Here is a 13,611-nt window from a genome sequence, read left to right as displayed (position 1 = left end):
GGTACTACTTATTCCATTTATTTTTTTCTCAATTTCTTCATAATACTTTCATTCAAATCTTCACGATACTTGGAGACGTAAGTTTTAGCATTTGCCACTAGTTCGTCAGCAAAGGAAGCCACGTCATCCCCAGTAATGTCAAGCACTTGTCTTCCTTCCGCTGCACCCGCTTCGAACAAATCGATTAATTCATACTGTATGTGTAACATATCCATCCCGTTACCCGCTGAAAAATTCCACATGTAGTTTTGAATTTTCTTAAATACAAATTGGTAGTCCTCTGGCAGATCCTCAACTCGTGCCATCATCATTTTGTACTCTTTTTTATCACCAATTAACTTTTTGAACATTTCTAACATCTTATTTTCCTCCTTTTTTATAAAACCGAACAAGAAATTCCCAAAGTATCGGCCGGAACATTTTATCTTATGAACCTATTTTGACTTCAAGACGTTAATTTTTGACGATACAAAATCCCATTTTTCCCAAAACAATTCAAGCTCCTGGCGGCCTTCTTCATTTAATGAATAAAACTTACGAGGCGGTCCCATATCTGATGGTTTCTTTTCAATATTCACAAGCTTTTTCTTCTCTAATCGTACGAGGATGGTATACACCGTACCTTCCACAACTTCGGTAAACCCAAGATCATTCAGGTGGCGGGTAATCTCATAGCCATACGTTTCACGGCGACTAATGATTTCCAGTACACACCCTTCCAGTGAACCTTTCAGCATTTCAGTTAAATTTTCCATGTCCTGATCCTCCTTTACCCCCTATTCTGTCTGACTTATATTCAGTATCACAGAGTACTAAGGCGAATTTTTTACTGAACAGTTTTTGTGAATCCGAACTATTCAGTATCACTTATTACATCTACATTGTATGACTAAGTAGTTATGGATGTCAACTTTATTTTCAAAAAAATTAAAAATCCGCTTTACCCTAATCGGATACAGCCTACTTTTTTGTTGTAAGGACCATCACACTAGCAAAACAGAACTGATTCAAAGTGTAATTTAAATCAGCTCTGTTTTATTGTTTTTATACCGATATATCTTGTTTTTTCACGATACAAATTGTTTCTCACTACCATTCCCATTGCATATAAAGCATAAAGGCAAGTGCGGTCAGAGAAAATTTCCAGAGATTATCCGTACATGATACGAGCCCCTAAAATACAATTCTGTTAGAAATCTGTTCTCTATATTCTCTTTTATTTTATTTCTGATAGTTGATTAGCAACACTATCTAAAAATTTTTCTACCTTTTCTTTTGATGTATCCGGCGCATGATAACCGATCGTAAATGTAAGCCTTCCATTATAAGAGCTTGCTCCCATTGAAAAGAATGGTGCATACATAATAGGTGATGCCATATACCCGTCCTCAGCTTGAATTTGACCAAACTGAATAGGTTCCTCAGCAATCACTCCCAAATTTGTCAGTAATGGCAACGCCATCCCCATCTGTACAGCCTGTTCATATTGCTGATTATACATTTCCTTCACTGTAGATAGCTTCATTTCTGCCAGTAACTCCATTCCTGCTGCTGAAGAAAGACCTGGATTTTGAGACTTTATTTTATCCATTGATTGTTTAACTCGAACAAGAGTCTGCTTAAATGTTTCATCGTCTTCCATTTTAATCACTGGCATTTCCATACCGGATAAGTTGCAAATAGCACCAGTTGTATTATTAGGCAGATATCGACGTAAATCAATTGTCAAACCAATCATTTTTTCTGCAGTGCGAGGTTCTGCATACACAGTGAAATGTGATAAAACTCGGAAGTAAGCAGTCATGATTACATCATTCAAGGTAACCTGTTGTGCTTTTGTCCATTGGGTTAAACGTAGAGTTTGCTTATGGCTCAATCGCCGTACGGACATTTGGGGAAATTTATTTTTGTTAGGTTGAGATGGAAAAGACCATAACGATGCCTGTTGTTCTTGGTTAGGACGATACGCACTTTTTATGTCCGATATTCCAGCGTATTTGAATACATGTGATTGATCTCGACAACTCTCATTTCCCTCATCAAATTCCTTTATAATTTGCTTCTTAGACCGTCCCAATGAAAGGTGAGTATATATTGTTCCAAGCAATTTTATATATTCCTTGACTCCTGCACCATCTGAACATAGATGAGACAATTTCACAACTAACATATCTATTGTAGTGCCCCGTAATAATTTCGTTTGAACCATAGGCCCCTGAATACGATCACCAGGTTCCTTAATAAAATCTATTGCCATTATTTCAAGTTCTTGATTATTTCCTTCTGCAAAAAAGCAAATAGATGAGTTAGTGTCAGATGAATGTTCCTCCCAGTAAGGAATATCATTTTCTACAAACCGGCTGTTCAAAACTGGTTGCAATTGCAACGTTATCCTTACTGATTCTTCAAGTATTTCCTTAGATATACCTACAGGAAAATAAAGAACTGCATTAATTTGTTGATCTGCAGAATAAAGACCTAATACATAATTCATTCGATCTTGTGGTGTTACTGAATACTTTCTTTTCTCCATAATTCCGTCCCCCTTTAGGACTTTTTGTATAACCCTATTTTCCATATGCTTGTAATTTTTCTAGTCATTTTTCTTCAAGAGCTAATAACGCTTATTTTTCGAATTTTTAACAAAATCATCTTCTCCGTATTGGTTTCATTCTTTTTACAGGTGATATATTCATTATTTTATTGTTATTAACACTGCCTAACCTCATAATAAAACCAAACAAAAATAAATTAAGTTTACATATACATAAACATTTTATTATAACGTCTACAAATTATCAATACAGCAAATAAATCATTTTTATGTCTGTCAATAAAAAACAATATATTCAAGGGCCACTTCATAATAAAAGATTGATGTGCATGTAAATGTACCCATATCACTTTCAAAATAAGAATGAGAATTTTTTCAACAAAAATAAGATGCAGTTATTGATTTTACAGTAAAAAAAGCCCCTCCATTTTGAAAATGCGCAATCAAAATGAGTAGGGCTATTTCCAATTTAAATTTTATAAAAGAATGATTATCATAAATAATATTTTACTTTTTAGTCTACCTTATTATTTTCAATCCATTTTCCTAATAAATGAATGGATTTTATTCCTATAATTTGAGGTGGTATCGTTGGTTTTTAAAAATAGAAAGCTTATTTTCAAATCAAATGAAAAAGAGGTAAAATTATAGATATTCATGTAGAAATTTCGTTTTGGGGATACTTAAAATCTTAAGGTGATGGGCATGTGGTGTTATACTTTAAAAGCTCTATAAATTTTATAGATATAGCGATTTTCTTTATTAATAATCATTTGTATGTGCGTTTACTCACACACATACAAATGATTTATAAAGCCACAATTAAGTGAAAACATCTTTTCCGTTACGATAACATCATAGCCATGTCTTCTGCTGCATTTGTAATTAGTTTTAAACCAAATGTTTCTTGTAATACATCAAGCACGCCAGGTGAAATAAATTCAGGAGCCTTTGGACCGATGCGAATATCTTGAATCCCAAGACTAAATAGCCCTAGTAAAATGGCAACCGCTTTTTGTTCAAACCATGATAGTACAATACTTACTGGCAATTCATTCACTTCACATTGAAAAGCATCAGCTAAAGCAGCCGCTATTTTCACTGTAGAAATTGAATTATTGCACTGTCCTAAATCAATGTAACGCGGAATTTCCGTACCAGGTACAACACCGTAATCCACATCATTAAAGCGGAATTTCCCGCAAGAAGTTGTTAAAATAACCGTTTCTGGCGGAAGTGACGTTGCTAATTCACGATAATATTCTCCGCCTTTTCCCGGTGCATCACAACCGGCGATAACAAAGAAACGCTTTATCTTCCCCTCTTTTACTGCATCAATAATTTCTGGAGCTAATGATAATACTGTATTATGATGAAACCCTGTCACTAACTGTTCATCCGACTCCATATGTACTTCTGGAAGTTCTAGCGCTTTTTGAATCAATGGTGTAAAATCATCATTTTCAATTTTTTGTACACCTTCTAAACCTGCAATTTCATATGAAAAGAATCGATCAGAGTACGAGCCTTTAATTGGCATAACACAGTTCGTTGTAGCTAATATGGCACCAGTAAATTTTTCAAAAAGGCGTCTTTGATCATACCATGCCTTACCGATGTTTCCTTTTAAATGTTTATATTTTTTCAGCTGCGGGTATCCGTGTGCTGGTAGCATTTCAGAATGCGTATAAATATTAATGTCTTTTCCTTCTGTTTGCTTTAATAGTTCTTCTAATGCAAATAAATTATGGCCCGTAACTACAATTGCTTTACCTTCTACACGATTTTGTGTAATTTGTACAGGCTCTGGCACACCAAAATGATTCGTATGTGCCTCATCCAATAACTCCATCACCCGTAAAGCTGATTTCCCAACTTTCATAGCCATATCAATATGCTCTTGTTCGTTAAAGTTAGAATTTGTTAATGTCATATATAAAGCTTCTTGTGTTGTAGCATCTACAAATGCATCCGTATACCCTAGCTGAGCAGCATGTGTGCGATAAGCTGCAATTCCTTTTAGCCCAAACACAATCGTATCTTGTAAACTCGCAATCGTTTCATTCTTGCCACAAACACCCATTACTTTACATCCGCCTGTTGGCGTTTGTTCACATTGATAACAAAACATATCATCCCACCCTCTCCCAATCATTCATTACACCTTAAGCATAATACCCATTGAAAAAAAGTGATGTGATATCAATCACAATAATATATAAAGATTTGTGACAGTTCATATTGTTGACATAATACTTTTATTGACATCCAAAAAATATACATTAGTGTGCACACATCTTTCGATACTTTTAAATAGCTAAATAATTAATTTGGAGAAATATATACAACGAAAAAATTTTTTTGAATCCCTTATACAAATAATTGCAATTCATCTCATATGAAAATAGCGTATTTTTTATTTTAAGGAACTATCATTTTTTTATTAAAGCCTTCATTGTAAACCTCTTTATTTACAATACATTTACACTATCTTAACATTACTTACATTATTTATATGATATATTTATATAGAAGCTACTTAAGAAATTTCATATACATTTTATCTTTATGATCTCTAATCTAATCAATAAAAAGATCATGTTATATTTTTATAACAGGGGTGAATTACGATGACTGAAACTTTAAAAACACTTATAATGCTTGATGCTACTTACGTTGTTATTGCAATTATGACAGTACTAGTATTTGTATACTTGGAATTAAAATCTCAGTAATATATGCTGACGTAATCGACAGATTCAGCATTTAAATATAGTTAGAAGAAAGAGAGGAGAAAATTATTTCTCCTTTCTTTTGTATTTCTACAATTTCTTATTTTAATAAATCCAATGTATGTAAAAGTAATCCCTTGTCTCCTACTTCCCCGTGACCAGGTACTACCGAATTTATATTTCCATATCGCTTCAGCACATTCTCAATCGATGTAGACCATTCATTTACATACGCATCCGCAACATTTCCTAAATCTTTAGCTTCCGCAGATTTTACTAAACAGCCTCCAGCTAAAATTTGATATTGTGGCAACCAAACAACAATATTATCTTCTGTATGTCCTTTCCCTGGATAGAACGTTTCTACTTTTGTATTGCCAAACTTCAAACTCGTAATTATTTGTAAATCTCCAAGCGGCTCTTCATATCCACTGTTCTTTGCTAGTTCTGCGGTTAATGCTGTACTATGCGCTTTAATTCCTCTTTCTTTCAACGTTTTTATTCCGCCAATTCGATCAGCGTGCGCATGTGTAATAATGACATCCGTTATGCGCTTCTGAAATTTCTTTTCTACCATTTCTATTAGTTCCTTCGTTAATTTGTTATCCCAAGAAGAATCAACAAGCACTAGTCCTTTAGCAGTATTAAGAACTAGACCGTTCGAAGGAACTGCTTCTCCATTAAAATAACCTAACTCCGTATGAACCCATACATTCTTGTTTAACTGAGATATTGAAATGGTTCCCGTCTCATTTTTTATTACTGTTTTCTCTACCTTTTGTGATGCTTGTACAGAAGAAATTGTGCTAACAAATTGAATTGTTCCTAGTAAACCTACACATAATCCTACTTTTAACAACGTATTCTTTTTCATGTTATCAACCCTTTCTTTCAAGCTAAATAGTTATTACCTATATTAGACAATTTATCTCAAATGTTTGTTCCATATAATTGGACACTTTATAATCGCGGCTTATGTAAATACACGCATGGTGCAGTAAAAAAGATCACCCAAATGGATGATCTTTTTTATAATTTATTAACATATTGCTTCGCTTCTAGTAAGGAAAAACCAAAAGCTTCTCTTACTCTCTTAACTGCTGTAACTTTTTTGCCTTCTTCTACAAGCTGGCGTAGTTCTTTATTAATTTCAGGTTCTCTTTCTACAATTCCCATTTCTTTCGTAATTAATTGTAATCTATCTTCAATTCTCTTTAAATGCGCATCATTTTTCTTTTCAATTGTAGTTAATTTTTCAGCGATATAAATGAAACCAAAGGCTACTATCAGTATAACCATCCAGAATTCCATGAATGTTCCCCCCTTACTAACTTTCATTTACTTTAATTCCACTAACTTATGTAAATTTTACCACAATACACATTTAATGTATAATATCACTATATCAAACTGTTAATAAAACCTATTATTTTAGGGGGACACTTTATGAAAAGATTTTTAAATACGTTACTTCAATTTGTAGTTCTTTCAATCGTGCTACATTTGTTATTTGATATAGTTGGTTGGCTTGTTTTCAATGCACCAATTAAAAACAAACAAATCATCATTTCTTTAATAACAATCTCATGGGTTATGTACATGTACCGAGACAATTTTTTTCAAAAGTTCACTTCAAACTAACTAAAAAAGAAAACACTTCATTGGTGAATGACGAAGTGTTTTCTTTTTTTTACTACTGTATAATAAAAATACTATTCTGTCTTTAAAGAAAGGAGTCACCATGAACTTAAAAAGTAGCAATATATACGAGAAAATGAACCAATATTCCGTTGCAGGTTTAAGCCTCGCTGTTATATGTAATGGCAAACTAGATGAAGCGACTGCCTTTGGAACACTTGAAGCTGGAACAACTAGAGCTGTTACTACAAATTCTCTCTTTAATTCTTGTTCTATCAGCAAATTCATCACTACAATGCTCGTACTAATGTTATCAGATCAAGAAATCTTGCATTTAGACGAAGACGTAAATGATAAACTCACATCTTGGAACATTCCTACTAATCTATTTACTTCACAAAAAAGCATCACTTTGAGAAACTTATTAAGCCATCAATCTGGACTCATTGATCCACCTAATAGTTTTGAACATTATACACCTGCAAAAGGCTTACCTAATATGTCTGAGCTCCTTTCCGGTAAAACACTATATTGCCCCGTACCTATAGAGGTAACTTATAAACCAGAAAGTGAATTTCACTACTCAGACGCAAACTTTTGTATAATCGAACTACTACTAGAAGATATTACAGGAAGATCATTTAGTCAGTTATTAGAAGAACACATCTTCCAGCCATTACAAATGAAAAATAGTACACTTTTTTCTCCAAAAGACATAGATAAAACCGATGTTTTTGCTTGCGGACATAATAAAGATAGAACTGTAACAAATGAGAAGTATCCATTTTATCCATTCGCAGCTGCTTCAGGTATTTGGACAACACCAACTGACTTATCAGCTTTAGTTATTGAAATCATTCATTCCTTACAAGGAAAGGGCAAACTAAAACTTTCTCAAAAATTAGTAATAGACATGATTTCTCCTCAAGGTTGCTCAAAATGGACTGGATTAGGTGTTTTTCTAGATGATTCTAATGAAGAATTACAGATTTATTCACTCGGATGGGGCGTTGGATTTCAATGTATGATGGTTTGTTATCCATACTGCGGGAATGGTGCTGTTATTATGACCAATTCCGATTTAGGTGTTCATCAAATGGAAGGGATCATTGGTGAGGTTGTAAAAACGTTACCCTTATAATGAAAGTAAAGAAGCTGTTCCTTCCAGCTTCTTTATCTATATAACATTTTTCGCAACAATTTTTATATGTTCTGGTGCGATAATCTCCGTTATACTTTCTTGGAAATCTTCCCGCAACATTTCTTCCAAATGTTCTAACTGCACTTCAACATGAGTGCATTCTAAATTATGTATATTTAACAGTGCATAATGATCTTTTTTCTTAATTACTAAATATTGATTTTCCTCTGTCACAAGTACAGAACCTAATCGGACTCCTAGTAAGCGTTGATCATCAAACTTCATAATTACTTCTCCTTCCCTCATATAAACAAAATTACAATGAAAATAATTACATTTATGGAAAAACACACTTATTTAGACTATATCATAATTTACTAAAATAGAAATATCTTTTTCTGTTTTAATAAAAATCCCTATTTTTTCATATATTTCGATACAAAAAACTTTCTCAACATTAAATTTGAATTTTCAGTTTTTAATTCTATGAAAGTCTATTATAATAAAGTTAATAAATGTTTGACCTCTCCTAATTCATGTACATATGGATGATCAGTAGTTATTGCTACTGATCTATTTTTTTGATTTCAGAAAGTACATACTCTGCATCCTTTCCTACACCACAAATAAGTGCGGAACCCCTTTGAGATTGCCATGGTAAACCGATATAATACAATCCTTTTACTGGACTGATTCCCTTTATATGATTAGGAAATCCTTTCTCATTCACTGCCTGTTCAATTTCAATCCAATTATAATTTTGAACAAAACCAGTTGACCATATAATGCTTTCTGCACTATAAGTATCACCATTCTGAAACATAATGTTATTTCCTGATGCACTTACTACTTTTTCTTGCAGTTTGATTGCTCCATTACGAATAAGTTTCTTACCTTCAAAACCGAAAATAGGGTCCTTTCTCTTCTGAAACCATCTTCCCCTTTTTGTATTTATTTCAGCGTACAATAAACCCACTTTTTCTAGCAGATTAAAAATACTTTTTCCCAAAAGTTGTAACGGTAAAAACGTTAAAGGATGACTAATAGACACCGTAACTTCATGAGTCTTTGCCAGTTCTACTGCAATTTGCATTCCTGAATTTCCGCCACCTACTACAAGTACCTTTCCCTGTGGAATTTGCGATGATGATCTATATTGTGATGAATGTATTTGAAAAATATGTGATGATAGATTTGCTGAAACTGAAGGAATAAACGGTTGCTGAAAACCACCTGATGCGATAATAACTTTTTTCGTTTGTAAAATTTCTGTAGGAGTATATAATTCAAATATTTCTTTTTCTTTCTTTATCTTTAAAACTTCCGTTTGTAATTGTACTGGTAATTGAAAATGTCTTGCATATTTTTCTAAATAAGTTGCAATTTCATCTTTATATGGAAATTCATTTTTTTCACCTATTAACGCCATACCTGGTAAGCTACTGTAAGACCTTGGGGTAAAAAGCTGCAAAGAATCATATCGATTTCTCCATGAATCACCAACTTGTTTTCCTACCTCAAGTAATAAAAAATTATACCCTTCTTGCTTTAAGTAATATCCCATTGTTAATCCAGCTTGACCCGCTCCAATAATAATTAGGTCTTTCACTCTAATCCCTCCTTCTCTCAAACGTATGAATACTTGTTCATATATTCATACGTTTCCATAATCATAACATTTTATTTTTATATAATTCAATATCTACTCAAAATAAAAAAGAGCAGTTCACTGCTCTATGAACTACTCTTCATTCCATTTCTACAATTTTTCCTCGTACAGTGTAATTCTATTTGAAAACGGATCAATTACAGTTAATTCAATTGTACCCCAAGGTGTTTTTTCTATATTCGGCTTCGAATAAGCATATTCTTTACTTAATAATACAGAATGATAATCCTTTACATCATCTATTTTGATCCGAATCGCACCACCTGGTGAGGCATCACCATGATGTTCTGATAAATGTATCACAGCATCCTGTAACGAAATTTGCAAATATAATGGCATATTTTCCTCATACCGATGTTCCCAATCCAGTTTAAATCCTAAAAAACCTAAGTAAAATAGTTTTGCTTTTTCAATATCAAAAATTCTAAATATAGGTGTTATCATTTATACTCTCCTCCTATTTATAAACATCTGCTGCCAATTCTCTCAAAACATCCACGTTTACTACTTCATAGCATCCATCGTTCTTCTTTATTATCTCTTTATCACAAAAAATATTTAATGTTCGCAACAAATGCCGATAGCTCGTTCCTAACAATTCCGCTATTTCCGTTAAATTCCCACTAAATACAATTCTATTTTCATGCTGAACTGCTCGTTCCCCTGCTGCTAACATGTAACTCGCAAGTCTATTTTCAAGCGGATACAATAAATTAATTGTACTATTTTTTGAAAGTCGATTTAACTTATGTGCTAACGATCCACAAATACATCTTAAAAATTTCGCATCATGAAATAGCTGATTTCTCACTTTTCCTAATGGTAAACCAACACAATATGAATCTGCCATTACTTGTACATTTGAAGTAATCCTTTGGGAATGAATTAACTCCACATCTCCAAGTAACTGCAAACTATCATAAAAACACAGTAATACGGATTTCCCGTTACTTAATGTGTTAAACGCTTTCGCTTTTCCTTCAACAAAGAAATATAAATAATCTATCTCTTCATTTTCTCTACAAATAAACTCATTCTTTTTAAAAAATATAAGTTCCATATATGGCTTCATATCATGACTAAAAAATGAATCAATATTATTTTTCTTCATATACTCTGCTAATTTAATAGAATTACATACTTTCTTCATAGTTCCCCACCTTTACAACTCATCCCCATTGTAATCAAAATTTTCTTCTTCCACTATGACATATGTCATAGTAATACACAATTTCAGCATGATACAGTCATTACAAATATGAAATACAAAGGGGATATTGCATTGTATAACTTTCTTTCTGTCTTTATTGGTGTGCTCATCGCCGTTATGCTTCCATTGAATGGGATTTTATCTGAGTTAATTGGCAAGTATACAGCAAGCGTGGTCATTCACCTTGTCGGTTTAATTGCAGTTATTTTCGTTTTAATCTTAAACAAACATAAAATTCATTTCGATAAAGGTATTCCGCTTTTTTTATATAGCGCTGGAGCGATTGGAGTATTCACTGTTCTTTTTAATAATATAAGTTTCTCCGTCCTTGGTGCCTCTATTACGATCGCATTAAGTTTACTCGGCCAATCCATTGCTTCCATCATTATCGATCATTTCGGCTTATTAGGAATGAAAGTTGCAAAGTTTGAAAAGAAAAAACTAGTTGGATTAGCATTCATCTCTTCTGGGATTATTATCATGACAATATATTAATGGGGGCAAAAATATGTTATATATTACGATCGCTATTTTAGCTGGTGTTTCTATCGTCGTTGCTAGAATTATTAACGCGAATTTAGCAAAGGAAATTGGAAACTGGGAAGGCACGTTTTTCAATTATATTACTGGATTATTTTTCTCTATGTTATTTTTAATTTTCAGTTCAGATTCATTGTATATCCCTATTCATAAATTGCAATCTATTCCTATCGCCGTATACTTAGGCGGATTAGTAGGCGTTATCGTTATTTCATTATCCAACTATATTACTCCTAAAATATCAGCCTTTTATTTAACATTACTCATCTTTATCGGACAATTATTTGCGGGGACTATTATTGATTTCTTCCTAACAAATGAACTCCCAATTGGTAAAGTTATCGGTGGCATTTTCGTATTAATTGGGCTCACTTACAATTTACTCATAGATCGCCCGATAAAAACTGTGAAGCATAACCAAGTTCAACTATAATACTTTACGCTTACCTATCATATATTAATAGAAAAGCTCTTCACACGAAGTAATAGAGAGGAGAAAATCCTATTAAAAAAATTATTTTATTGCTAGGTAGTGTATTGATTATTTGTGGAATTGTATGGTTTATAAACTCGGGAAAATCTATTCAAGATCTCTATACTGCAAATAAACCGAAAAAGAAAGCTACTATTATTTCAAGCTCGCGAGATCCAAATGAGCCTCCTGTTTTTTTAGGTAAACAGGAAATAAAAGATATACATGTCGAATCAATTAAAACAAAACAGGATATCTTTCTCACAAAAACAGATGAATTAAAAACATTTATTAACAGTATGAATACCGCAAAAAAAGGCAAATTAACATTGGATGAAGAAGGATCAGATTTAATAGATTGTGATATGTGGATTACTTTCGAGGATGGAACTTATAAAAAATATTTCATATGGATAGTTGATCATCACAGCAGCGAAGTGATGATTGCTCAGCAAGATACTCCTGATGATGTAAACCTTACGTACTATCAGTTAAACGAAGATAGTTCAAAAAAAGTTTATAATTTATTTAAAAAAATTATTTAAACGAAAAAGTCATGAGCACGCGAACTCATGACTTTTTGCACTATATATACTCAGGGAACACTCTACAACCCTTTTCCTGCTCTATATCATGACCAAAGAAAACAATTGGTTTCTCTTTCGCCACAACTCCTTTTAAACGTTTAATTGAAGATAAAGCTAATTCTGGATCAAATCCTGCGAACGGCACTTCATCTTCAAAATTCTCTTTCGTGTACGATGCATCAATCGTTAATAAAACTGAACCGGATTGCTCCGTCTCAATGAATAGCGACTGATGGCCTGGAGAATGGCCTGGCGTATACAATAATTGAACACCTGGTACCACTTCATAATCCCCTTCAATAATTTTATAGTTCAAATGCGGTAATATACATTCTTTCATATATTCTTCTCTATGAAGTGCTGCCTCATATTCCGTTCGTTGCACAATAATCGGTGTATTTGTAAAAGCACCGTTTCCTCCTGCATGATCAAAATGTAAGTGAGAGCTAATAATATATAAAAGGTCGTCCGGCTCATACCCTACACGCTTTAATATATTCACGATTCTATCTTCTTCAGTCATTTTCGGTAAAATCTGTCCTTCAACAAATGTACCGTTAAAAAGCCCTTCATTATTAACTGCACTTTCTGGCATACCTGTATCTACTAAAATAGGACCTTCTTCTGTCTCCAAAAGATAACACCATACCGGCAAGTTTAATAATTTTCCCGGTGTTAACGTACTGTTAACAGACGAATGATCCAACATACAACGACCTGCTGGGATGAAATAAAGTTTCTTTACTGTCATTATGTATCCACCTTTACATTTAGTTTAGGATAAAGTAATACAGTAAAAAATTCTTCTTTTTAGAAATAAACTCCTTCTAGACTATCAGTACAGCTTACATAAAAATGAAACATTAACACCGATTAACGCTGAAAACTTAAAGAAAGTACATGCACTACTTGAAAGCGGGCACACCATTGGGAAAATCGTATTAGAGAAATTTTAATCATGATAGTGACAGATAGTATGTGAAGTTATATTAACGATTTTTCAAATATATCTATCACAAATCAAATTACATCAACAATTCGACAAGGCGCGCCGATTTATCGACAAAT

Annotated in this window: 16 protein-coding genes; 5 read left to right on the top strand and 11 right to left on the bottom strand. The window is 33.0% G+C overall.

Annotation, left to right across the window (positions count from 1 at the left end; all coding sequences use genetic code 11):
• Positions 1-17: 17 nt before the first annotated feature.
• The 6 genes from ACZDYH_RS06240 to ACZDYH_RS06215 all read right to left on the bottom strand — a co-directional run bounded on the left by ACZDYH_RS06240 (position 18) and on the right by ACZDYH_RS06215 (position 6,597).
• A complete protein-coding gene (locus tag ACZDYH_RS06240) occupies positions 18-359 on the bottom strand; it encodes a DUF1048 domain-containing protein (protein WP_113304147.1) in 342 nt (113 codons plus the stop codon).
• Positions 360-434: 75 nt separating this feature from the next.
• Positions 435-755 (bottom strand): PadR family transcriptional regulator, encoded by a 321-nt coding sequence (locus ACZDYH_RS06235; RefSeq protein WP_000429487.1) that lies wholly within the window; start codon positions 753-755, stop codon positions 435-437.
• Between the two features lie 461 nt (positions 756-1,216).
• Positions 1,217-2,533, bottom strand: coding sequence for a condensation domain-containing protein (locus tag ACZDYH_RS06230; RefSeq protein ID WP_000415478.1), 1,317 nt, complete (start codon positions 2,531-2,533; stop codon positions 1,217-1,219).
• 865 nt (positions 2,534-3,398) lie between these two features.
• Positions 3,399-4,685, bottom strand: a complete 1,287-nt coding sequence (hcp, locus tag ACZDYH_RS06225) for a hydroxylamine reductase (protein WP_088362003.1) — start codon at positions 4,683-4,685, stop codon at positions 3,399-3,401.
• A 701-nt stretch (positions 4,686-5,386) separates the two neighbouring features.
• A complete protein-coding gene (gene bla2, locus ACZDYH_RS06220) occupies positions 5,387-6,160 on the bottom strand; it encodes a BcII family subclass B1 metallo-beta-lactamase (RefSeq protein ID WP_000742476.1) in 774 nt (257 codons plus the stop codon).
• Positions 6,161-6,315: 155 nt separating this feature from the next.
• Positions 6,316-6,597 carry a hypothetical protein gene (locus tag ACZDYH_RS06215; protein WP_000397720.1) on the bottom strand — a complete coding sequence of 94 codons (282 nt, stop codon included), beginning with the start codon at positions 6,595-6,597 and terminating at the stop codon, positions 6,316-6,318.
• Between the two features lie 135 nt (positions 6,598-6,732).
• Between ACZDYH_RS06215 and ACZDYH_RS06210 the strand changes: the two genes are divergently transcribed.
• The gene (locus ACZDYH_RS06210) at positions 6,733-6,927 is read left to right on the top strand and encodes a hypothetical protein (protein WP_000819661.1); all 195 of its coding nucleotides are present in this window, start codon (positions 6,733-6,735) and stop codon (positions 6,925-6,927) included.
• Positions 6,928-7,027: 100 nt separating this feature from the next.
• The gene (locus ACZDYH_RS06205) at positions 7,028-8,065 is read left to right on the top strand and encodes a serine hydrolase domain-containing protein (protein WP_001050187.1); all 1,038 of its coding nucleotides are present in this window, start codon (positions 7,028-7,030) and stop codon (positions 8,063-8,065) included.
• Between the two features lie 36 nt (positions 8,066-8,101).
• Here ACZDYH_RS06205 and ACZDYH_RS06200 read toward each other — a convergent pair whose 3' ends face one another.
• The 4 genes from ACZDYH_RS06200 to yeiL form a co-directional block, all read right to left on the bottom strand.
• Positions 8,102-8,350 carry a hypothetical protein gene (locus ACZDYH_RS06200; RefSeq protein WP_000666948.1) on the bottom strand — a complete coding sequence of 83 codons (249 nt, stop codon included), beginning with the start codon at positions 8,348-8,350 and terminating at the stop codon, positions 8,102-8,104.
• A gap of 280 nt (positions 8,351-8,630) precedes the next feature.
• Positions 8,631-9,674, bottom strand: a complete 1,044-nt coding sequence (locus tag ACZDYH_RS06195) for a flavin-containing monooxygenase (protein ID WP_088362001.1) — start codon at positions 9,672-9,674, stop codon at positions 8,631-8,633.
• Positions 9,675-9,824: 150 nt separating this feature from the next.
• Positions 9,825-10,178, bottom strand: a complete 354-nt coding sequence (locus tag ACZDYH_RS06190; RefSeq protein WP_000632403.1) for a glyoxalase superfamily protein — start codon at positions 10,176-10,178, stop codon at positions 9,825-9,827.
• A gap of 13 nt (positions 10,179-10,191) precedes the next feature.
• Entirely contained in the window at positions 10,192-10,884 is a 693-nt protein-coding gene (gene yeiL, locus ACZDYH_RS06185; protein ID WP_000754830.1) for a transcriptional regulator YeiL, read from the bottom strand.
• A 108-nt stretch (positions 10,885-10,992) separates the two neighbouring features.
• Here yeiL and ACZDYH_RS06180 point away from each other — a divergent pair, with 108 nt between their 5' ends.
• The 3 genes from ACZDYH_RS06180 to ACZDYH_RS06170 all read left to right on the top strand — a co-directional run bounded on the left by ACZDYH_RS06180 (position 10,993) and on the right by ACZDYH_RS06170 (position 12,501).
• The gene (locus tag ACZDYH_RS06180; RefSeq protein ID WP_048655704.1) at positions 10,993-11,439 is read left to right on the top strand and encodes a DMT family transporter; all 447 of its coding nucleotides are present in this window, start codon (positions 10,993-10,995) and stop codon (positions 11,437-11,439) included.
• A 13-nt stretch (positions 11,440-11,452) separates the two neighbouring features.
• A complete protein-coding gene (locus ACZDYH_RS06175; RefSeq protein WP_088362000.1) occupies positions 11,453-11,917 on the top strand; it encodes a DMT family transporter in 465 nt (154 codons plus the stop codon).
• Positions 11,918-12,006: 89 nt separating this feature from the next.
• On the top strand, positions 12,007-12,501 hold the full coding sequence (locus tag ACZDYH_RS06170) for a YhfM domain-containing protein (RefSeq protein ID WP_000901692.1): 495 nt from the start codon (positions 12,007-12,009) through the stop codon (positions 12,499-12,501).
• 40 nt (positions 12,502-12,541) lie between these two features.
• On the opposite strand, the gene aiiA is transcribed toward ACZDYH_RS06170, so the two are convergent.
• Positions 12,542-13,294, bottom strand: coding sequence for a quorum-quenching N-acyl homoserine lactonase AiiA (aiiA, locus tag ACZDYH_RS06165; RefSeq protein WP_016123091.1), 753 nt, complete (start codon positions 13,292-13,294; stop codon positions 12,542-12,544).
• Positions 13,295-13,611 lie beyond the last annotated feature (317 nt).

The organism is Bacillus sp. EB V-12 (assembly GCF_056158125.1).
This window is presented reverse-complemented; position numbering and strand designations above follow the sequence as displayed.